The sequence below is a fragment of the Providencia sp. PROV109 genome, from assembly GCF_033681625.1.
GTDB lineage: Bacteria > Pseudomonadota > Gammaproteobacteria > Enterobacterales > Enterobacteriaceae > Providencia > Providencia hangzhouensis.
Genome location: NZ_CP096320.1, coordinates 1,275,547 through 1,297,013 on the forward strand (window position 1 = coordinate 1,275,547; position 21,467 = coordinate 1,297,013).

Annotated in this window: 14 protein-coding genes and 3 tRNA genes; 13 read left to right on the forward strand and 4 right to left on the reverse strand. The window is 38.7% G+C overall.

The annotated features are described in order from the left end of the window. Window positions 1–160 precede the first annotated feature (160 nt). The 11 genes from lgt (at window position 161) to M1F25_RS05875 (ending at window position 16,595) form a co-directional block, all read left to right on the forward strand. On the forward strand, window positions 161–1,057 hold the full coding sequence (lgt, locus tag M1F25_RS05825; protein ID WP_094961113.1) for a prolipoprotein diacylglyceryl transferase: 897 nt from the start codon (window positions 161–163) through the stop codon (window positions 1,055–1,057). A 119-nt stretch (window positions 1,058–1,176) separates the two neighbouring features. Next, window positions 1,177–2,028 (forward strand): thymidylate synthase, encoded by an 852-nt coding sequence (locus M1F25_RS05830; protein ID WP_096864078.1) that lies wholly within the window; start codon window positions 1,177–1,179, stop codon window positions 2,026–2,028. Window positions 2,029–2,345: 317 nt separating this feature from the next. Beyond that, window positions 2,346–2,831 (forward strand): prepilin-type N-terminal cleavage/methylation domain-containing protein, encoded by a 486-nt coding sequence (locus M1F25_RS05835; protein WP_167732471.1) that lies wholly within the window; start codon window positions 2,346–2,348, stop codon window positions 2,829–2,831. Further along, a complete protein-coding gene (locus tag M1F25_RS05840; protein ID WP_004257611.1) occupies window positions 2,825–3,430 on the forward strand; it encodes a prepilin peptidase-dependent protein in 606 nt (201 codons plus the stop codon). Before M1F25_RS05835 ends, M1F25_RS05840 begins: the two co-directional genes overlap by 7 nt. Then, a complete protein-coding gene (locus M1F25_RS05845; protein WP_004257609.1) occupies window positions 3,427–3,867 on the forward strand; it encodes a DUF2509 family protein in 441 nt (146 codons plus the stop codon). Before M1F25_RS05840 ends, M1F25_RS05845 begins: the two co-directional genes overlap by 4 nt. Then, entirely contained in the window at window positions 3,867–4,253 is a 387-nt protein-coding gene (locus M1F25_RS05850; RefSeq protein WP_110591275.1) for a prepilin-type N-terminal cleavage/methylation domain-containing protein, read from the forward strand. The genes M1F25_RS05845 and M1F25_RS05850 overlap by 1 nt, the downstream gene beginning before the upstream one ends. Beyond that, window positions 4,231–7,605 carry an exodeoxyribonuclease V subunit gamma gene (gene recC / locus M1F25_RS05855; protein WP_004257604.1) on the forward strand — a complete coding sequence of 1,125 codons (3,375 nt, stop codon included), beginning with the start codon at window positions 4,231–4,233 and terminating at the stop codon, window positions 7,603–7,605. Before M1F25_RS05850 ends, recC begins: the two co-directional genes overlap by 23 nt. A 17-nt stretch (window positions 7,606–7,622) precedes the next feature. Continuing rightward, a complete protein-coding gene (gene ptrA / locus M1F25_RS05860) occupies window positions 7,623–10,520 on the forward strand; it encodes a pitrilysin (RefSeq protein WP_181489455.1) in 2,898 nt (965 codons plus the stop codon). After that, window positions 10,517–14,125, forward strand: a complete 3,609-nt coding sequence (gene recB / locus M1F25_RS05865) for an exodeoxyribonuclease V subunit beta (RefSeq protein ID WP_181489457.1) — start codon at window positions 10,517–10,519, stop codon at window positions 14,123–14,125. The genes ptrA and recB overlap by 4 nt, the downstream gene beginning before the upstream one ends. Then, window positions 14,125–15,972: an exodeoxyribonuclease V subunit alpha gene (recD, locus tag M1F25_RS05870; protein ID WP_181489459.1), complete on the forward strand. Its 1,848-nt coding sequence runs from the start codon at window positions 14,125–14,127 to the stop codon at window positions 15,970–15,972. Before recB ends, recD begins: the two co-directional genes overlap by 1 nt. A 53-nt stretch (window positions 15,973–16,025) precedes the next feature. After that, window positions 16,026–16,595: a hypothetical protein gene (locus M1F25_RS05875; protein WP_094961122.1), complete on the forward strand. Its 570-nt coding sequence runs from the start codon at window positions 16,026–16,028 to the stop codon at window positions 16,593–16,595. Between the two features lie 104 nt (window positions 16,596–16,699). On the opposite strand, the gene argA is transcribed toward M1F25_RS05875, so the two are convergent. Then, window positions 16,700–18,043 (reverse strand): amino-acid N-acetyltransferase, encoded by a 1,344-nt coding sequence (argA, locus tag M1F25_RS05880; RefSeq protein ID WP_036957996.1) that lies wholly within the window; start codon window positions 18,041–18,043, stop codon window positions 16,700–16,702. 362 nt (window positions 18,044–18,405) lie between these two features. On the opposite strand from argA, the gene amiC reads away from it, so the two are divergent. Beyond that, a complete protein-coding gene (amiC, locus tag M1F25_RS05885; protein ID WP_004257585.1) occupies window positions 18,406–19,656 on the forward strand; it encodes an N-acetylmuramoyl-L-alanine amidase AmiC in 1,251 nt (416 codons plus the stop codon). A 141-nt stretch (window positions 19,657–19,797) separates the two neighbouring features. Here the strand turns inward: amiC and M1F25_RS05890 are convergent. The 3 genes from M1F25_RS05890 to M1F25_RS05900 form a co-directional block, all read right to left on the reverse strand. Continuing rightward, window positions 19,798–19,874: transfer RNA gene (locus tag M1F25_RS05890), tRNA-Met, on the reverse strand. Window positions 19,875–19,892: 18 nt separating this feature from the next. Next, a tRNA-Met gene (locus M1F25_RS05895) sits at window positions 19,893–19,969 on the reverse strand. 61 nt (window positions 19,970–20,030) lie between these two features. Continuing rightward, window positions 20,031–20,107: transfer RNA gene (locus M1F25_RS05900), tRNA-Met, on the reverse strand. 232 nt (window positions 20,108–20,339) lie between these two features. Here M1F25_RS05900 and mltA point away from each other — a divergent pair. Further along, the gene (mltA, locus tag M1F25_RS05905; RefSeq protein ID WP_181489461.1) at window positions 20,340–21,461 is read left to right on the forward strand and encodes a murein transglycosylase A; all 1,122 of its coding nucleotides are present in this window, start codon (window positions 20,340–20,342) and stop codon (window positions 21,459–21,461) included. The last annotated feature ends 6 nt before the right edge of the window (window positions 21,462–21,467 follow it).

Below are 21,467 nucleotides of genomic sequence, written 5' to 3' on the forward strand. Positions count from 1 at the left end.
TACAACAAGATGTAAGTATTTAATTTGGTTTAGTTTGAAAAATATCAAGTATAAATGACTATACTTTTTGTTGTATGCTTCAGGGGCTTCACAAATTGAAGCCTGTTGAATACGTAATAGTCGACGAGTAGTTGGCTTAATGATTAAAAAGTGGGGAACAATGAGTAACAACTACTTAGCATTTCCGGAAATAGATCCTGTTATGTTCTCAATTGGGCCAGTATCGTTACACTGGTATGGCTTTATGTACCTTGTTGGCTTTGTTTTTGCCCTTTGGCTAGCAGGGCGTCGCGCTGCAAAACCCAATAGTGGCTGGACAAAAAACGAAGTAGAAAACTTGCTGTATGTTGGCTTTGTTGGCGTATTTGTCGGTGGTCGGTTAGGTTACGTTTTCTTTTATAATCTCCCTGTTTTTCTTGACGATCCTTTATATCTATTTAAGGTTTGGGATGGTGGCATGTCCTTCCATGGCGGCCTAATCGGTGTGATATGTGCCATGATGTGGTTTGCTCACCGTACTCGCCGTCGTTTCCTGCAAGTATCTGACTTTGTTGCACCATTGATCCCATTTGGCTTAGGCATGGGCCGTATTGGGAACTTTATTAATGGGGAGCTATGGGGACGAGTAACACTCGATACGCCATGGGCATTTTTATTCCCACATTCACGCAGTGAAGATATTCAACTTGCCGCACAGGACCCTTCGTTATTACCCATATTAGAGCAGTATGGTGTGCTACCAAGACACCCATCACAGCTTTATGAAATGTTCTTAGAGGGAATTGTTCTGTTCCTTATTTTGAACTTATTTGTGCGTAAACCTCGTCCAATGGGGAGTGTTTCTGGGTTATTCTTGATTGGTTATGGTGCATTTAGGATCATAGTTGAATTCTTTAGGCAACCAGACGCACAGCTTGGTTTATTTGGTGGTATTAGTATGGGACAAATTCTATCAATTCCGATGATTATTATTGGAGTTCTGATGATTGTTTGGGCTTACAAATATGGCAAAAATGTGCCAGCCCATAAGCCACTAAAAGAGCCTACAAAGAGTTAATAAATACAATTATTGGGGCTAACTTAGTCTGTTGAATATAACTATTTTGTAAATAAAGCAATGAAGTACAGCAAGACAAAGGTTAGCCACTTAAGTTATTTTTTTAAAAGAGAGTCACTATGAAGCCGTATCTTGATTTATGCCAACGTATTATTGATGAAGGGCAATGGGTTGAGAATAAACGAACAGGTGTTCGTTGTTTAACCGTTATTAACGCTGACCTTGAATATGATGTGGGCAATAATCAATTCCCCTTGATTACGACTCGTAAAAGCTTTTATAAAGCGGCGATAGCTGAGCTTCTTGGTTATCTACGTGGCTACGACAATGCGGCTCAATTTCGTGAAATTGGTTGTAATACATGGAATGCCAATGCAAATGAGAACCAAGCATGGCTGAATAACCCTTATCGCAAAGGTGAGGATGATATGGGCCGCGTATATGGTGTTCAAGGGCGCTCATGGCAACGCCCAGATGGAACACATTTAGATCAGCTGAAAAAAGTCGTCAATAACTTAAAAAATGGAATTGATGACCGCGCAGAAATTATCACTTTCTATAACCCTGGTGAATTTGAAATGGGTTGCTTGCGTCCCTGCATGCATACTCATACTTTTTCATTGCTAGGTGATACCCTACATTTAACATCTTACCAACGTAGCTGTGATGTACCGCTTGGTTTAAATTTCAACCAAGTACAATGTTTTGTTTTGCTCGCTCTTATGGCTCGTATTTCAGGCCATAAAGCAGGTAAGGCTTACCATAAAATTGTGAATGCACATATTTATGAAAACCAACTGCCTTTAATGCGTGATGTCCAACTAAAACGTGAGCCGTTTGCTTCCCCTTCATTGTTTATTAACCCCAAAATTCAGTCATTAGAAGACCTCGAAACATGGGTGACTTCGGATGATTTTACTCTCGAAGGGTACCAGTGCCATGAGGCTATCAAATATCCGTTTACTGTTTGATTAGCGAATAAATTGTTTACTAAGATGGTTTTATCGAAAAGCCATCTTAGTATTGTGTTTTTACATTTCATCAACCTCCCTCCTTTATCTATCCCATCTTTCTTAATGAATTTTATCTTGGTTCATAATTAATTTACTTTCTTGCATTTATTTTGAATTAACTATTTCTTTGCGAAGCAGCTCGCAAATTGACTTGTATTGTTATGCATTTATTTATTTTGTTGCGAAGCGTTATGCAGTTTGTAATGACAAACCTCGCTAGACAGATTTTTTTTGGCAATCTCTGTCTTGCATATAAAAAGTGGGGTCACAACAAAATGAAAGTTGAATTAAATACAATGCAGCGTGGTTTCACCTTAATTGAGATTATGATTGTTTTATTTATTTGTTCTTTTGTTATTTTTTCTGGTTTATATCAATGGCAACAGCAAGTAGAAAGGCAGCGGTTAATCGATGCGGCTAGGCAAGTATCTGAGTTTATTTATAGCCAAATGACAGAAGGTGTCTATTTAAATAGGTATCAAATATTATCCGTTAAGGCTGGTAGAAATGATTGGCAGCTTGATGTTAAAGATGCGAACAGCAAGCAAGAGGTTGGCAAGTTAACAGCAAAAAGGCACCAAGGAATAGAACTTAGTAAAGCAAGCCGTACTTCAATTCAGCTATATGGTAAGCAGGGAACAATCCGTGCTTTTAGCATAGAGCTAAAAAATCAGGATCAGCAAATCACAATTTATATTTCTTCATTAGGCCGTATTAGAAGCTGTAGTCATAAAAAAATGACAGGGGTACCTAAATGTTGAATCCCTTAAATAACGATAAATTAAAAAAACAGCAGGGATTTACACTCATTGAAATATTAATGGCAATGGCTATCAGTAGCATTGTTTGTGTATCAGCGATGAGTGCTATTCCTACATTATTTAAGCAAACCTATCGAACTTACATTCAATACCAAATAGACAAGGATATAAGGCAAACATTGATAAATATGGAAAAAGATTTTAGAAGGATAGGTTACTGTAGTAGCCTAAATTGTGGTGAAGAACCTTTAAAAATCACATCAAAATTTTTAAGCAAAGGGAATAACTCGTGCATTATTTTTGCTTATGACCAAGATTTATCGGGTAGGTGGGAAGATATTAAATCCAAATCTAAAGATTCTGATTATTTTGGTTATCGGTTAAATAATGAAAAATTAGAGTCCAATCGAAATGTCCGAAATTGTGATGGGACTCGTTGGCAATCATTATTTGATGAGAAGCTAATCAAAGTTAAAAAATTAGCATTTGATTGGCGGGAAAATACCCAATTACTTGAAATGGAAATAAGCCTTAAAACAGAGTTATTACCTAATCAAACATTTAATTACCGAATAGCGGTCTTAGTTAGAAATCTATGAAGAATATAGAGCAACAACAGGGAAACGTTTCTCTGCTTATGGTTATTATTTTTATCACAATAGGCACATTATTGATTAAATCGGTGCATTTTTTCCAAGAACGAGCTCGGGATGAGTTGCATAAGGAAATTAAATATTTCGATGCTTTTAATAAAGCAGAGTCAGCTCTTGCTTGGGGGGGAACATTACATTGGGATAGTCAATATAGAGGATTAAAGCGTTGGGTTTGCCAGAAAGAGGAAAATCAACAATGGAAAAGTTGCTTAAAACATTACAAAGGGGCGGATTTCGTGCTGTCGGGGCAAAGTCATTATCTCTTAGGGAATGATATTAAAGTTTATCGATGGGTAGTATGGGATGCAAATAAGCAACAGTTTTTCTCTCGTAAAAAAGGGTGGTTAGATTATTGCCCAGTGATAAAAAAAGGATTTTGCTAATGAAAACAAAGCAGCAAGGATTTGCATTAGTAGAGGCAATGATTGGCGTGGTTATTTTTGCTATTTCACTGGTAGCTTTGGTAAACTATTCGCAATATATCATATTGAATTTTAATAAATTGTATATGAATTCTTCGGCCATTAGAGTGTTACATAGTACATTAGAGAAAAGCTCAATGTTAGGGGAACCAATATCAGGGGAGAAAAATTCTTCCATAGATCCAAATTTGCGTTACCCTGAGTGGAAAATACAAACAACTCGCTTACCGCGAGCCGATAACTGTACTGAGTTAATGGTATCGTTAACGATAAAAAAACAGCCATTTTCATTAAGCCGTTGGTATTGCTCAACAGGAGAATACTATGTTCCAAGTGTATCATTCTAATCAATTAGATTTATTAAAAGATCTAATGACTCATTTAATGAAAAATGAACCACTTTCTCACCCTTTTGAGCAAGAAATAATTTTAGTACAAAGCCCTGGAATGTCACAATGGCTGCAAATCGAACTTGCTAAGCAGTTTGGTATTGCTGCAAATATTAGCTATCCCTTACCTGCAACGTTCATTTGGGACATGTTTAGGCGAGTCTTACCGGATATTCCAAAAGAAAGCGCTTATACCAAGCAAGCTATGACATGGAAACTAATGACAATATTGCCAACTGTCATTAATGAGGAAGAATTTGAACCTTTAAAGCATTATCTTCAAGAAGATACAGATAAACGTAAACTTCATCAGCTTGCTGGTAGGATTGCTGATTTATTTGACCAATATTTGGTTTATCGCCCACAATGGGTTGGAGTATGGCAAAAAAATGAACTAATAGAGGGGCTAAGTGAAAATCAACTATGGCAAAAACGTTTATGGCAGTGTCTTGTTGAATATTCAAATGAACTAAAACAGCCACCTTGGCATCGAGCTAATTTATATCAACATTTTATTGATACATTATCATTGAACCCTGATTTAGGAAAATTGCTGCCAAAGCGTATTTTTATTTGCGGTATCTCATCTCTTCCACCTGTTTATCTACAAGCTATCAATGCAATAGCAGAACATACAGATGTTCATTTAATGTTTACTAACCCTTGTCGCTATTATTGGGGGGACATTCAAAGCGCGTCGTTTTTAGCTAGGTTACAGCAAAGAAAACTTCGCCATTATCTTGATAAACATGAAATTTCACGTTTTAAACTCGAAGAGCATATTCCTAATTTATTTAATGAAAATGGCGAACAGGATATCGCTAATCCACTACTCGCCTCGTGGGGAAGGCTAGGTCGAGACAACCTATACTTTATTTCTCAAATCGATAGTGCGAATGAAATTTCGGCCTATGTTGATACTGAACGAGCCAATTTATTAGAGAATGTTCAGCAGGATATTTTAGATCTCGAAAACCATGCTCAATTAGGGACAACATTAGAAAATTATGAAACGAGTATTGGTAAACGACCAATCAATGAGCTAGATGATTCGATAACATTCCATTTATGTCATAGTGCACAGCGGGAAGTTGAAGTATTACAAGATCATTTGCTTTCTCTCTTTGAGCAAGATTCATCGCTAACACCGCGTGATGTGATAGTCATGGTGGCCGATATTGACAGCTATGCACCCTATATTCAGGCTGTTTTTGGTAATACGGCATCAACTCGTTATATCCCATTTTCAATTTCAGATAGAAAAGCACTGCAAGCTCACCCAATTTTACAAGCATTTATTATGCTACTCGACTTACCTCAGAGTCGTTTTTCAACGGAGCAAGTTCTTAGCCTACTTGAAGTTTCTGCTTTTTCTCAACGTTTTGGTATTGATGAAAGCGAGTTAAGTTTATTACGCCGCTGGGTTAATGAATCAGGGATCCGCTGGGGGCTTGATGACGATAATGTACGTTCTTTTGCTTTACCAGTGATAGGGCAAAACACATGGGAATTTGGCTTAAGTAGAATGTTGCTTGGCTATGCAATGGATAGCAGAAATGGCCCGTGGAATGGTATTTTACCTTATGATGAGTGCAGTGGCTTAGCCGCCCAGCTTGCCGGGAAATTAGCGCTATTAATTAATACACTAAGAGAATGGCGCTCTTTATTAGCACAAGAACGCCTACTTGAAGAGTGGAAAGAACTTTGTCAGCAACTACTTGATAGCTACTTTATGGTTGATGGGGAAACTGAACTTGTTCTCGCACTATTAACAGAACAGTGGCATCAAATCATTGATAATGCGATAATTTCAGGATATGAAGAACAAGTTCCATTGCGTTTAATTCGTGATGAACTTTCAGTTCGCTTTGATGATGAAAAAATTAGTCAACGTTTCTTGGCTGGAGCCGTTAATTTTTGCACTTTGATGCCAATGCGTTCAGTACCATTTAAAGTTGTCTGCTTACTGGGTATGAATGATGGTGCTTATCCGCGAAATATACCACCATTAGGATTTGACTTGATGGCGGAAAAACCTGTTCGTGGAGACCGAAAACGCCGGGACGATGATAGATACCTATTTTTAGAAGCATTAAATTCAGCATCTAAACAACTTTATGTTAGTTATATTGGGCTTTCTATTCGTGATAATCAGCCTTGTAATCCATCGGTATTAGTTACTGAATTAATTGATTATATTTGCCAAAGCTTTTGTTTAGTTGGTGATGAAACTTTGACTATTGATGAAAGCGCTAAACGATTAAGTGAGCATCTGGTCATCCAGCATAATAGAGTCCCATTCGCAAAAGAAAATTTCTTGCCTGAAACGCCTTATCAGAGTTTTGCGAGTGAGTGGTTACCTGCCGCAAAAACAACAAATAAAGTTGATGAACCATTTTGTTCAATACTTGAAACTCGAGAGCCCATTACTGAAATTTCTTTAGAACAATTATTACGATTTTATCGTCACCCTATCAGGGCATTTTTTCAACAGCGTTTGAAAGTCCATTTTTCTATTGAAGAAACCGAACTGCCAGAAGAAGAGCCATTTAACTTAGGTAGATTACAACGATATAAAATTAATGATCAAATTTTAGATTTACTTGTCAAAGATAAGAACATTGAGCCTTTTTATTCTGCTTTAAAAGCATCGGGTCAGCTGCCTGCTAGGCAATTTGGTCAACTTTTTTGGGAACAGCAGTTGAACGAGATATCGCCATTAGCTGAAAAAGTTAAAGAATATGATATGCAGCTATTTGATTATCCATTAGATTTTCAGTTAAATGGGATAAAAATTACTGGTTTATTGAAAAATATTCATGAAACAGGAATGGTACGATATCGCCCGGCTTACTTAACTGCTAATGATGGGGTACAGCTATGGGTGGAACATTTGCTATTTAACTCGCAAATTGGTGAAGGGGAAAGCCTTGCACTAGGAAGAGATAATAGTATTTGGCAGTTTGCTGCTATTAGCAAAGAAGATGCATTGGCTTATCTACAAGATTTAGTCGTAGGCTACTGTGAAGGGTTTAATTCCCCGTTAATTCTTCTTTCTCAAAGTGGTTGGAGTTGGGTTAAAGCTTGCTTTGATAAAAAGACAAAACAGTACGATTTTTCGAGTGAAGAAATTCAACAAAAAGCATTATCTGCTTTGCTCCAAAGCTTACAAGGAAGTCAGATGCAAAAAGGTGAGATGGAAGACGATTATGTGTCAAGAACTTGTAGAAGCATTGATGATGCGATGATTAAATCTTTGTTATCAAACACTCAACGGTTTTTATTACCGATGACAAAATACTTGAAATGACAGGAGAGCAACAAAGGATGCAATATTTATCCAAAAATATCGCTCATCTATTTTTATTACTGATAATTTTTTTCGGTGGTCAAGCAATAGCAGCGCAACCACTTTGGCAAGTTTTGCCTGAAACAGTAAATAAAAGTGAAAGAGACCCTAGGGAATATAAAGCCATCAAACTTAGTAATGATATGACGGTTTTATTGGTATCAGATGCCAAAGCAACAAAATCATTGGCTGCGGTATCGATACCTGTTGGTAGTATTGAAAACCCAAATAGCCAATTAGGGCTGGCTCATTATTTAGAGCATATGGTTTTAATGGGTTCCAAAAAGTACCCAGAGCCAAGTAGTTTCTCTGAATTTTTGCAAAAACACGGTGGTAGCCATAATGCAAGTACCGCTTCTCATCGTACTGCTTATTACTTTGAAGTTGAAAATGGTGCATTAAAAGAAGCGACGGATAGGCTTGCAGATGCATTAGCTGAGCCACTTTTAGACCCGATTAATGCAGACAGAGAACGTAATGCAGTTAATGCAGAACTTACAATGGCACGTTCTCGTGACGGGATGCGTATATGGCAAGTACGTTCTGAAACATTGAACCCATTACACCCGAACTCACGTTTTTCGGGGGGAAATTTAGAGACTCTGAAAGATAAACCTAATAGCAAACTACAAGATGAGCTTGTGGGTTTTTATAAGCAGTATTATTCTGCAAACCTAATGAATGCAGTGCTTTACGGCGACGAATCTATCGAATCATTAGCGAATATTGCACAGGAAACATTTGGGCGTATACCTAATTTTAACGCAAGTGTTCCCGCTGTTAATATCCCAGCAGTAACGGATAATGAAAAAGGCATTATTATTCATTATGTGCCAGCGCAACCGCAAAAAGCCATACAAATTGAATTCAGTATTAAAAATAATATGGTAGATTTTCGCAGTAAAAGTGACAACTATATTAGTTACTTAATTGGTAATAGAAGCCCCGGAACATTGGCTGATTGGTTAATATCGCAAGGGCTTGCTGAAGGTATCAGTGCCTCTGCCACTCCAAATTTAGATAGAAACTATGGTTCATTCTCTATTTATGTGACATTGACTGATAAAGGGTTACAAGAAAGAGACGAAATTATTGCAGCTATCTTTTCTTATCTTGAGTTAATTAAAAATGATGGGGTCAATAAAAGTTACTTTGATGAAATAGCAAAAGTTCTTAATTTATCATTCCGTTATGGTTCAATTGTCAGGGATATGAACTACATTGAATGGTTATCAGACCAAATGATTGATGTTCCTGTTAATCATGTTCTTGATTCAGATTACATTGCAGATAAGTATGACCCTGAAGCGATTAAACAGCGTTTATCAGAGCTCACTGCGCAAGAGGCGAGGATTTGGTTTATTAGTCCAAATGAACCGAATAACAAAAAAGCCTATTTTGTCGATGCACCGTATCAGGTCAATAAAATCACAGCAAAACAATTTAAAACCTGGGCAAGTTTAGAATCTAAAATGAATTTTAAATTACCTGCTTTAAACCCGTATATTGCTGATAATTTATCACTAATTAAAGCTGATAAGGTTTATAAACACCCCGAATTCATCTATCAAGATGGCAATACACGAGTGTTATATATGCCAAGTCAATATTTTGCAGATGAGCCAAAGGCGAGTATCACTTTATCATTACGTTCTAACCAAGGTGATAAAGATGCTAAGCAACAAGTAACAGGCTCTTTATTACAATATATCGCTTCATTGAAAATGGATGAACTGCAATATCAGGCATCTGTAGCTGGCATGTCTGTCTCTGTTTCTCAGGGAATCGGTCTGCAATTAAATGCCAGTGGTTACACCCAACATTTACCTGAACTCTTTTTATCCATGATAAAGCTATACCTGAATTTTGAGCCAACGGAACAAGAATTAGCTCAAGCAAAATCTTGGTATAAAGAGCAAATTGAAGTTGCTAATAATGCGAAAGCTTATGAGCTAGCCATGCAACCGCTTCAGCGTATTAATAGTGTACCTTATTTTGAGCAAGAACAGCGTTTAGCCGAGCTAGATAAAATTTCATTGCAAGACATCACTAACTACCGTGGAATGATAGTTAAAAGTGCAGCATTACAAGCGCTGGTCTTTGGTAATATGACTGAGTCGCAAAGCATGAAAACTATTAAAGATGCACAGCAATTATTAAAGAGCGAAGGTACCAACTGGTGGCGTGGTGATATTGTAGTTATCGACAAAAATTACCTAGCAGATTTCCATAAACAGGGGAATAGCTCAGATAATGCACTTGCTGAAATCTTTATTCCAGACGGTTATAGCCGCATTGATGGCGCAGTATTATCAGGTATTCTTTCTAAGGTAATTCAGCCTTGGTTTTATGACCAATTAAGAACCAATGAGCAACTGGGTTACGCAGTATTTGCTTTTAAAGCAGGGCTGGGGGATCAGTGGGGAATGGGCTTTTTAATTCAAAGTAATGCCAAAACACCGAGTTACTTGAATACTCGTTATCAACAATTCTATCTTCAAGCATTAGAGAAACTGAAAAAGCTGCCGATAGATGAATTTAATCAATATAAACAATCCATTATCACGGAGATGAATCAACCACCTCAAACATTCTATGAGGAGGTAGGCCGTTATTCATCTGATTTTTCTAGAAATATTTTCAGTTTTGATACTCGTGAAAAAGTTATTGCAACTTTAGGGACAGCAACGAAAGAACAAGTCATTGAGTATTATGAAAATGCAGTTATAAAGCACAAGGGGTTAGCAGTAAGCTCCCAAGTTATAGGCCAAGGAGTTGATACTAAAGTGGGGTATGCTCATCTGAAAGATTGGGTGCTTTACCCAACAGCTTCTCAGTTGCAAAAGATTTTACCAATAAAGGAAGATGCTGAGTGAATAAAGTGCAGGTAGAGTCCCAATTACTGAATGTTTTTTCCTTACCTCTGCGTGGGCAGCGGTTAATTGAAGCATCTGCAGGAACGGGTAAAACATATACAATTGGTATACTTTATCTGCGGCTTTTATTAGGTCTGGGAGGCGTTAATGCGTTTCCTAGGCCGTTAAGTGTTGAAGAAATTTTAGTTGTAACATTTACTGAGGCTGCGACGAATGAGTTACGGGGACGTATTCGTCAACGTATTCATGATATGCGCTTAGTTTGCTTAAGAAATGGCGTTGGTTTCGAGTCGCAGCCTGAGTATCTTGAATTATTAGCTGAGCTTTCGGGGGAATCCCAAAGAAAATTCGCTGCGCAATGGTTGCAGGCAGCGGAAAGGCAAATGGATGAAGCCGCGATATATACTATCCATGGTTTTTGCCAAAGAATGCTAGTTCATAATGCATTTGAGTCGGGAGTATTGTTCGAACAAACAATGATTCAAGATGAATTTCCGATTCAAAAACAAGCTTGTGCAGACTTTTGGCGCCGCCATTTTTATCCTCTGAATTACTCCATGACGAAAGTCATTCAGTCACTGTGGACTAGTCCTGAAGCATTACTTTCGGAGATTAAACCTTTCTTGCAGGGTGACATTCCTTTAATTATTAACCAACCGAAACAAGTAGAAACTCTAGAAGAACGGCATCAGCGGCTAATCTTGTTAATTGAGTCAGTTAAAACGGCCTGGTTAGAAAACTCAGCGGATTTTGAGAAGCTTATCGCTGATTCAGATGTGGATAAACGAAGTTATAGTACTCGTTTTCTACCTACATGGCTGATAAAAATAGGCGAATGGGCTCAAGAAAAAACAGAAGATTATCAGCTTCCTAAAGATCTTGAACGTTTCTCACAAACGGTATTACATAAAAAATCAAAAAGTGGCTTAGGGCCAGAACATATTGTTTTCCAAAGTATAGATGAGCTACTTTCTCAATCATTAACTCTAAAAGATCTGGTTATTCCACTGGCCATTTCAGAGGTGAGGGAAGCGATTACTAATGAAAAACATAATCGTGGTGAAATGGGGTTTGATGATTTATTGACCCGTTTAGACGGTGCTCTTGCTCAAGAAAGTGGGAAATTTTTAGCTCAAGCTATTAGTCAACGCTTTCCTGTTGCGATGATAGATGAGTTTCAAGATACAGATGCACAGCAATACCGTATTTTTCAAAGAATTTATCGGGAAGTTAATGACAGCGCATTACTTTTCATCGGCGACCCTAAACAAGCTATATATGCTTTTCGGGGCGCAGATATTTTCACCTATATCGAAGCAAAAAATGAAGTTAGTGCTCACTACACATTAGAGACTAACTATCGTTCATCGCAAAATATGGTTGAAGCTATTAATCACTTATTTGGCCGCTGTCAGTCACCATTTATTTTTGAGCAAATTCCTTTTCAACCCGTTAATTTCGCTAAGCAAAATAGCGGTAAAAAACTTATTCATGATGGCGAAGTGGTCAAAGCACTTACATTTTGGCAAGTGGAAGCAGAAGGTGTCTCAGTTGCTGAATATGAACAAGCAACAGCTTCACAATGTGCAGCGCAAATCGCACAATATTTACAAGGCGGGTTTCAGGGTAGTAGCTATTTTGACAATAAAGGAGCACATACTCCTGTAGAAGCTTCTGATATTACTGTGTTGGTTCGTAGCCGACGTGAAGCTGCATTGATTCGTGATGCTTTAAATCGGTTAAATATCCCTTCTGTGTTTCAATCTAATCGGGAAAGTGTATTTTCAACACCGGAAGCGAGAGATTTACTGTGGTTACTACAGGCAGTTTTAACACCGGAAAAAGAACGTGTTTTGCGCAGTGCATTGGCGACAGGAATATTGGGTTTAACCGCTAAACAAATTGATGACCTAAACCATGATGAAAAATCGTGGGAAAAAATTGTAGATGAATTTGCTCGTTATGCCATGGTGTGGCAAAAACGAGGCGTGCTCCCCATGCTTAGAATGGTCATGGCGCAGAGGAAAATTGCAGAAACGTTATTATCAGGTGCCGATGGAGAGCGCCGTTTGATGGATGTGATGCATATTGGTGAGCTGTTACAAGAAATGTCATTACAGCTTGAAGGTGAGCACACACTAACACGTTGGCTGGCGCAACAAATTGCCCATCCTGATCATCAATCTGACGCACAACAAATGCGTCTTGAAAGTGATAAACATTTGGTGCAGATCAGTACCATACATAAATCTAAGGGCCTTGAATATAAGATTGTTTGGTTGCCTTTTGCGAGCAATTTTCTACCCCAATCTAAAGGTTTATATCACGATAGAACGGATTATGCAGTACGGCTAGATTTAAACGATAGTGAAGAAAATGTTGCTCTAGCTGATGAAGAGCGTCTAGCAGAAGACCTACGCTTATTATATGTAGCACTCACAAGGGCTATCTATCACTGTAGTGTCGGTATTGCACCATTAATTAAAGGTAACAGAAAAAAAAGTGGTGAAACCGATTTACACTTATCTGCGCTGGGTTACGTCATCCAAAAAGGGCAAGCAGGAGATAGCCTACTATTGAACGACATGCTAGCTGAAATTAGCAATGACGTTATTGATGTTGCAGTGATTAATCAACCTAAGTCGGAACGCGTGCTATTAGAACAAAATGATAGCGTAAACTTATCGGCAAGAGCAGTGACTCGTCATTTTAATGACCACTGGCGTGTTACCAGCTATTCGGGGTTAAGTTACGGTTCAAGCCATACTGAATCAGAAGAATCAGTTTCAGCATTGCAATTTGCTAATTCATTAGCCCCTAATATGGATATTGAGGCTAGTGTTGATGTGGAGCAACAGGAAAACGAGTCTCTTATCCTAACTCCTCATCAATTCCCTAAAGGTGCATCACCGGGAACATTTTTGCATAGTTTGATGGAGGAGATTGATTTTAGTGGGCATGTTTCTCAAGAATGGTTGTCTGAAAAACTTGAATCTTCAGGGTTTGACATACAGTGGGCGCCGATGCTGCAAGAATGGCTGAATGCAATTGTACAGGCACCACTATCAGAAGACGGCTTATGTTTATCTGCATTACAGGCTCAAGACCAATTGGATGAAATGCAGTTTTATCTCCCTATTGATTCCCTATTGAGTGCCAGTCATTTAGATAAGATAACGCACCAATATGACCCATTATCACAACGTTGTCCTCCGCTAAATTTTGAGAGAGTTCAGGGTATTTTAAAGGGGTTTATTGACCTCACCTTTTACTGGAAAGGCAAATTTTATCTTCTTGATTATAAATCAAATTATTTAGGGAAAGATGCCAGTTTTTATACCCAAGAAGCCATGGCTGAAGCGATGATAGACCACCGCTATGATTTGCAATATCAACTATATTCGTTAGCGTTACATCGTTACCTCAAGCAAAGAATGCCTAATTATGATTATGAAACTCATTTTGGTGGCGTTTATTATTTATTTTTACGAGGCATAGATAATATTCACTCAAGTAACGGCATTTTCTTTTATCGCCCTATAGAGCCTTTTATTGAAGCGTTAGATAGCTTATTTAAAAATGTTCAGCAAGGGGAAGCAACTTAATGAAATCCCTATTTAATCAGGCTATTGAGAAGAATATCTTTACACCTCTAGATGTACAATTTGCTTACAGCATTTCTGATGATAAGTGTCCTATAGTACTTATGATTGCCGCACTCCTTAGCGCAGAAACTATGGCTGGGCACGTTTGCCTAGCACTGGCGGATGTTGACCCCGAAAAATTGTTTGCGGGAAGGCATCCAGAGTTAGCAACTGCGTTTTGGCAAAAAATGGGAGAGCCGAGTGAGCAAGAGCTCTATCAAACGCTCAGACAAGCAAATGCAGTGTCATTATCAACAGAAAACAAAATCTCTCCTTTGGTGCTTTCAGGGGAATATTTATATTTTCAACGGATGTGGCAATATGAGCAGTATGTTGCGAAATTTTTCTCTAATACATTAATAGATAAGCAAAATAATGTTCAAATTAAGAATGTACTAGACAGCTTATTTCCCATTACTGATGATATAGATTGGCAAAAAGTTGCAGCAGCAGTTGCTGTAACGAGTAAGGTGTCAATTATATCAGGGGGGCCAGGAACAGGAAAAACCACAACAGTTGCACGTATCCTTGCTGCATTAATTAAACTTGAAACTAAGTATCACCATAAAATTAGAATAGAGTTGGCAGCTCCAACCGGTAAGGCGGCAGCTAGGTTGACGGAGTCCCTCGGAGAGGCGATGAAAAAAATGCCTTTAACCGATGAAGAACGCGCTGTTTTGCCTAATCATGCAAAAACATTGCACCGTTTACTAGGGGCTCAACCTGAGAGCCAGCAGTTTCGCTATAACCGAGATAATCGTTTATCTCTTGATGTACTGATTGTTGATGAAGCCTCAATGGTAGATTTACCCATGATGAGCAAATTACTTGAGTCATTACCTGAAAATGCAAAGTTAATATTTCTAGGTGATAAAGACCAATTAGCCTCAGTCGAGGCAGGGGCAGTATTAGGGGATATCTGTCAGTTTGCTGATAACGGTTATAGTGCAGAAAGAGCGTCCCAACTTTCGGAGTTAACAGGGCATTCAGTTGAATCTTATGCATCACCAAACGGCCCAGTTATTCGTGATAGCCTATGTTTACTGCGTAAAAGCTACCGTTTTTCGGCAGATTCAGGGATTGGCCAACTCGCTTTTGCTGTAAATGAAGGTAATGTTTCTAGAGTTCAACAGTTACTAAATCAGCAGCGGCCAGATGTACATAGTTATATTCAAGAAACCGCAGATGATTACGCGAAAATTTTATTAGATGCCGCTGAAAATTATAAGGAATATCTACTAGCGGTTAAAAATAAAGAAGATCCTGAGCAAGTTTTGAAAAAATTTAACCAATATCGGGTACTAACAGCTCTGCGAGAAGGCCCTTTTGGCGTCATTGGCCTTAACGATAAATTGGAAAAATTATTTCATAGGCAAGGGATAATAAACCGTCCATATAATTTATTGAATAAACACTATGCAGGCCGGCCAATTATGATTAGCCGTAATGACAGCCCATTAGGACTCTTTAATGGGGATATAGGTATCATTTTACCGGATGAAGAAAATGCACTGAGAGCCTATTTTCAATTTCCAGATGGGACTATTCGTGGGGTACAACCTAACCGACTTCCACAACATGAAACAGCTTATGCAATGACCGTTCATAAATCACAAGGTTCGGAGTTTGCTCATACCGCATTAGTTTTACCAAATGTATATTCTCCCGTAATGACTCGTGAGCTGGTGTATACGGCGATAACTCGAGCTAAAAAAGAGCTATCTCTTTATGGCAGCCCAAAGGTATTACGTCGAGCAGTTGAAACACCAACCAAGCGGCGAAGTGGTTTAGCGACCCAATTAATGTGACTAGTTCATATGTAAGTTACGTGAATATTTAACCCAAAAGTAAAGGTAATGAGATGGATAACCAGCAAGCAATGACGGCAATTACAGTAACATTAAATGCAAGACTTGAACCGATTAGGCGTGGTGATTTAGAAGATGCATTTAATGAAGTCATGAAAAGCATGGGTAAAAATATCCATGTTACAGGTGGTGGAACATTATTAAGTGATAATGGCGAAGCGCAAGAATGCGATATAGAAATAGCACTTGAAGAAGCTAGTGACGAAAATATCAGTTTAATTATTCAACTTTTTTCTTCAATGTTAGCTCCAAAGGGCTCTCGTTTATTCATTCATGGCGAAGATGTTCGAATCGATTTTGGCTCAGATGAAGGCATGGCTATTTATTTCAACGGGACAGAGCTCGCTGATGACGTTTATGAAAATGGGGATATCAATGAAGTATTCGATACTCTAGATGAAGCAGTGGAAGATATTGGGAGTATTCACGGGGTCTGGGATGGCCCGACAGAAACGGCATTTTATTTTTATGGTACTTCTTTCGCTGAGATGAAAGCTGCAATACAGCCGCATTTAGACTCCATTCCTTTGTGTGAAAAAGCAAGGGTTATTCAGATAGCTTAGTGGCTATTCATTTGTGTTAAAGCCATAGCCCAAACTATGCATCCTTGTATAGTTTGGGGTTAAAGTAATTGGCTAAATAGTAATCATTTTGAATACTCTAATATTTACTTATCAGCTTGGTTTTTTAAATCTAAAATCAATATTTTAGAGCGTCGCTGGTAGTTGTATAAAGCCTGTTTTTTCATTGGTAACATCTCAATCTCCGCAGGGGTAAAACCACGCTCTTGAAACCAATGGATGCTACGAGTTGTTAGTACAAATAGCTTGTCTAAACCAAATTGTTTTGCTTGTACGGCAATACGGTGCAGTAACTCCTCTCCCCTAGATGAACTACGGTAATCAGGATGAACGGCGACACATGCCATTTCACCTAATTTTTCTTCTGGGTAAGGGTAAAGCGCTGCACAAGCGATGACTAAGTTATCACGTTCAATAATGGTAAATTTATCAATTTCCATTTCTAATTGCTCACGTGAACGTCTAACTAAAATCCCTTGCTGCTCTAATGGGCGAATAAGTTCTAATATTCCACCAATATCATTAATGTTTGCACGGCGGATTTGTTCCGCGCTTTCCATGACTATTTGGGTACCAATACCATCGCGAGAGAATAATTCTTGAATTAAAGAACCATTTTCTTGGTAGCTCAATAGGTGGCTACGGCGGACACCCCGGCGACAAGCTTTTGCGGCTCCACGTAGAAAACGCACGGTTCCTGAGTAGTAATCGCCCTCAGATTCCAGCTCTTGAATACGGTTTTCTGCTTCATTTGGGAATAATTCAGACAAAATATTGCCTTCTTTATCTACTACACCTTGTGAGGAGCAAAAACCGATCAGTTTTTCCGCTTTCATTTTTACTGCTAATTGAGTTGCAATTTCTTCAGAGGTCAGATTAAAACTTTCTCCTGTGACAGAGACTGCAACCGGCCCAATCAACACAATGGAACCATTATCTAACTGATTATTAATGGCTTCTTCATTAATACGGCGGATTCTTCCGCTGTGGCAATAATCAATGCCATCATCAACCCCTAGAGGTTGAGCAATAACGAAATTACCACTAACCACATTAATATGTGCGCCTTGAAGCGGGGTATTACCTAAGCTCATAGATAACCGAGCCGTGATATCTAATTGTAAAGCTCCAGAAGCTTGTTTTACATATTCAAGTGTATTCGCATCTGTTACGCGAGTATGTTTATGATAAACCGCATCATATTTGTGTTCAGCTAAGATATCCTCAATTTGAGGCCTAGCACCATAAACGACAATAATTCGGATGCCTAAACTATGCAATAATCCTATATCATTGACAATACTAGGAAAATTTTCATGCGCAATCGCTTCACCACCAAGCATAATAATGAATGTTTTGCCGCGGTGGGCGTTTATATAAGGGACCGAATGGCGAAACTCATCAACCAACTCGGTGCTGCGCTCTTTCATAACAACCCTCTTAATTGAATTTTTATTCGTTAATAATGTATTTTTATTCTTTTTGTTGGGAAATATCAAGTAAAAGATGGGATAAAAAAAGTAACATTTTTATTTTTATCGTTTACATATCTCTAAATTTAACTAGATATACTCTACGAAAATTAAATTGCATAAAATTGACACAGAAAGTCACTCACAAATATTTTCTCTCGGTATGATTAGGTTATACTCATTAATGTAACTCTATAGATGCTTTGATATATTCTTAATGACAGAGTGCAAATGATTAGTTAGAGTGCGTATTTCAAGTCTAATTATTAGCAATTATCCTAAAATCACTTTATTTTTCAGTTCTAGGTTCGGAATTATTGATGAGTCACCAAGATCACAACCCATCGAAGCGTCGTTTTATTCAGGGCGCAGCTGCAGTTATGTTACTGAGCATTAGCCCATTCGGTTTTTCTGCGAGTAGCAGCGTGGTGGCTGTGCGCATTTGGCCTGCATCCAGCTATACCCGGGTAACATTGGAATCTAGTACTCCATTGAAGTACCGCCAGTTTGTGCTTAATAACCCTGAGCGTATTGTGGTCGATCTTGAAGGGGTGCAGTTAAATAATGTATTAAAGGATATGGGAACCCAAATTCAAACACGTGATCCTTACCTTAAACTGGTTAGAGTTGGGCAATTTGATCCGAAAACGGTTCGCTTGGTGTTTGAAGTTAAAAATAAAGTTAGTCCTCAATTCTTCTCGATGGCCCCTGTTGCGGAATTTAAGCACCGCTTAGTTCTTGATTTTTATCCAGGTAAAGGTGTTGACACCAATGATGATCCTCTATTGGCATTACTTGAGGATTATAATAAAGGTGATCTTGAGGAAAGCATGCCTGCTCAAGCGAAGAAGCCTGGAAAAGCAGGAACGGATCGCCCCATTATTATTATGATCGACCCAGGGCATGGTGGTGAAGACCCTGGTGCGATAGGCAAATATAAGACACGTGAAAAAGATGTGGTTTTACAGATCGCACGGCGCTTAAAAGCTTTGATAGATAAAGACCCTAAAATGCGTTCCTATATGACTCGTAATGAAGATGTCTTTATTCCGTTAAAAGTCCGAGTGGCGAAAGCACGTAAAATGCAGGCTGATTTATTCGTTTCAATTCATGCAGATGCATTTACTAACCGTTCAGCCCGCGGTTCTTCTGTTTTTGCGCTATCAACGAAAGGTGCGACCAGTAATACGGCTCGCTACCTAGCACAAACACAAAACGAAGCGGACTTAGTGGGCGGTGTGAGTAAAAGTGGAGATGTGTATCTCGACCATACGATGTTTGATCTCGTGCAAACAGCGACGATTAACGACAGTTTGAAATTTGGTGATGAAGTACTAAAACGGATGGGAAAAGTTAACAAGTTGCATAAAAATAGAGTTGACCAAGCCGGGTTCGCGGTGTTGAAGGCTCCAGAGATCCCATCAATTCTCGTTGAAACGGCTTTTATTAGTAATTTAGAAGAAGAGCGGAAATTGAAAACAGCTAAATTCCAACAACAAATGGCAGAATCCATTTTTGAAGGGGTAAAAGCTTATTTCCGTAATGGCGGTGCATTAGCAATTCGCAACTAATTAATTTAAATCAGATTAAAATAAAGAAAGGTGATAAACGTGTGTGAGTCGCCTTTTTTTGTTTTTATCGATGGGTAAAAATAGAATTTATTATAGTGGTACTAAAAAGGTAATTGAATTAGAAAGGGCATTTGAAAGAATTGGTTGCGGGGGCTGGATTTGAACCAACGACCTTCGGGTTATGAGCCCGACGAGCTACCATGCTGCTCCACCCCGCGACTGAAGAGGTAAAAAATTGGTTGCGGGAGCTGGATTTGAACCAACGACCTTCGGGTTATGAGCCCGACGAGCTACCAAGCTGCTCCATCCCGCGACTGAATTTTTACGACTTTATACTGCAGATTTTTTGTTACTTTACTGATTTAATCAGTAATTGGTTGCGGGGGCTGGATTTGAACCAACGACCTTCGGGTTATGAGCCCGACGAGCTACCAAGCTGCTCCACCCCGCGTCCGATGCGGGCACTATACTCGGGATGAGATCTGATGCAAGTTTTTTCGTGTTTTTTTTTCAAAATTTAGCATTTACAGAACAAAATCTGTTCTGTCTGGCTGTTTTTTGCTCTTTAGTGAGTAGAGAGAGGAAAATAACCTAACTAAATATATTTACACGTTTCATTCCCTAATTGGGTTTGCTATTGTGCGCTTCATATTGGATTGTTGGATTTATTTGGGTGGTAGAGCATGAATATAGGGCTAACAAAAATCGTCAATAAACAAATAGTAAAAAAATGGTTAGTAACCAGCGTATTTCTTTCCTTATTAGCTGGATGCCAAACCCATCCAACGGATAAAGGCCAACAATATAAAGATGGTCGCTTAGTGCAAGATTTACAGAAAGTAAATCAAGTGAATGTACAGGGGCGACCAATAAATGCGCCAGATTTTAATCAACAAGTTAATGAAATTAAAAATGCATCACCGCGATTGTTTAAAAATAACAACGATACCTATCATGCTATAGAAAACTGGTTGATGGCGGGGGGGAACCCGGCTCAATTGGCAAATTTCAATTTAACCGCTTTCCAAATGGAAGGCGCTGATAATTATGGAAACGTACAATTTACAGGGTATTACACACCTGTGATCGAGGCGCGCCGTATGGCTCAAGGTGAATTTCGTTATCCGTTGTACGGTATGCCGCCAAAAGGAAAAACACGCTTACCTAGCCGAGCGGCAATTTATAATGGTGCCCTGAGTGATCATTTAATTTTAGCTTATAGTAATTCGCCGGTTGAAAATTTTATGATGGAAGTTCAGGGAAGTGGTTATGTTGATTTTGGGGATGGCAGTCCACTGAATTTCTTTGGTTATGCAGGTAAAAATGGTCACGCCTATAAAAGTATCGGAAAAGTGCTGGTAGACCGCGGTGAAGTTCCTTTGAGCCAAATGTCATTACAAGCTATCCATGATTGGACGAATCAGCATAGCGAGCAAGAAGTTCGCCTGCTATTAGAAGAAAATCCGTCATTTGTATTTTTTAAACCGCAATCATTTGTCCCCGTTAGAGGCGCAAGTGCGGTTCCTTTAATTGCTAAAGCATCTGTTGCATCAGATAAAACCCTCATTCCACCGGGAACAGCCTTACTCGCGGAGATCCCTGTGTTAGATAATAATGGGAAATTTACGGGTCAGTACGAAATGCGTATGATGATAGCCTTGGATGTTGGTGGTGCGATTAAAGGGCATCATTTTGATATTTACCACGGTATAGGCCATGAAGCCGGAAAAATGGCCGGTTTTTATAACCATTACGGGCGAGTTTGGGTGCTGAAAAAAAGCCAGCCGCTATTTGGTTCAATGTAGTTACAG

Coding starts and splice junctions, on each gene's coding strand:
- lgt (WP_094961113.1), top strand. CDS start 161: ATGAGTAACAACTACTTAGCATTTCCGGAAATAGATCCTGTTATGTTC.
- M1F25_RS05830 (WP_096864078.1), top strand. CDS start 1,177: ATGAAGCCGTATCTTGATTTATGCCAACGTATTATTGATGAAGGGCAA.
- M1F25_RS05835 (WP_167732471.1), top strand. CDS start 2,346: ATGAAAGTTGAATTAAATACAATGCAGCGTGGTTTCACCTTAATTGAG.
- M1F25_RS05840 (WP_004257611.1), top strand. CDS start 2,825: ATGTTGAATCCCTTAAATAACGATAAATTAAAAAAACAGCAGGGATTT.
- M1F25_RS05845 (WP_004257609.1), top strand. CDS start 3,427: ATGAAGAATATAGAGCAACAACAGGGAAACGTTTCTCTGCTTATGGTT.
- M1F25_RS05850 (WP_110591275.1), top strand. CDS start 3,867: ATGAAAACAAAGCAGCAAGGATTTGCATTAGTAGAGGCAATGATTGGC.
- recC (WP_004257604.1), top strand. CDS start 4,231: ATGTTCCAAGTGTATCATTCTAATCAATTAGATTTATTAAAAGATCTA.
- ptrA (WP_181489455.1), top strand. CDS start 7,623: ATGCAATATTTATCCAAAAATATCGCTCATCTATTTTTATTACTGATA.
- recD (WP_181489459.1), top strand. CDS start 14,125: ATGAAATCCCTATTTAATCAGGCTATTGAGAAGAATATCTTTACACCT.
- M1F25_RS05875 (WP_094961122.1), top strand. CDS start 16,026: ATGGATAACCAGCAAGCAATGACGGCAATTACAGTAACATTAAATGCA.
- argA (WP_036957996.1), bottom strand. CDS start 18,043: ATGAAAGAGCGCAGCACCGAGTTGGTTGATGAGTTTCGCCATTCGGTC.
- amiC (WP_004257585.1), top strand. CDS start 18,406: ATGAGTCACCAAGATCACAACCCATCGAAGCGTCGTTTTATTCAGGGC.
- mltA (WP_181489461.1), top strand. CDS start 20,340: ATGAATATAGGGCTAACAAAAATCGTCAATAAACAAATAGTAAAAAAA.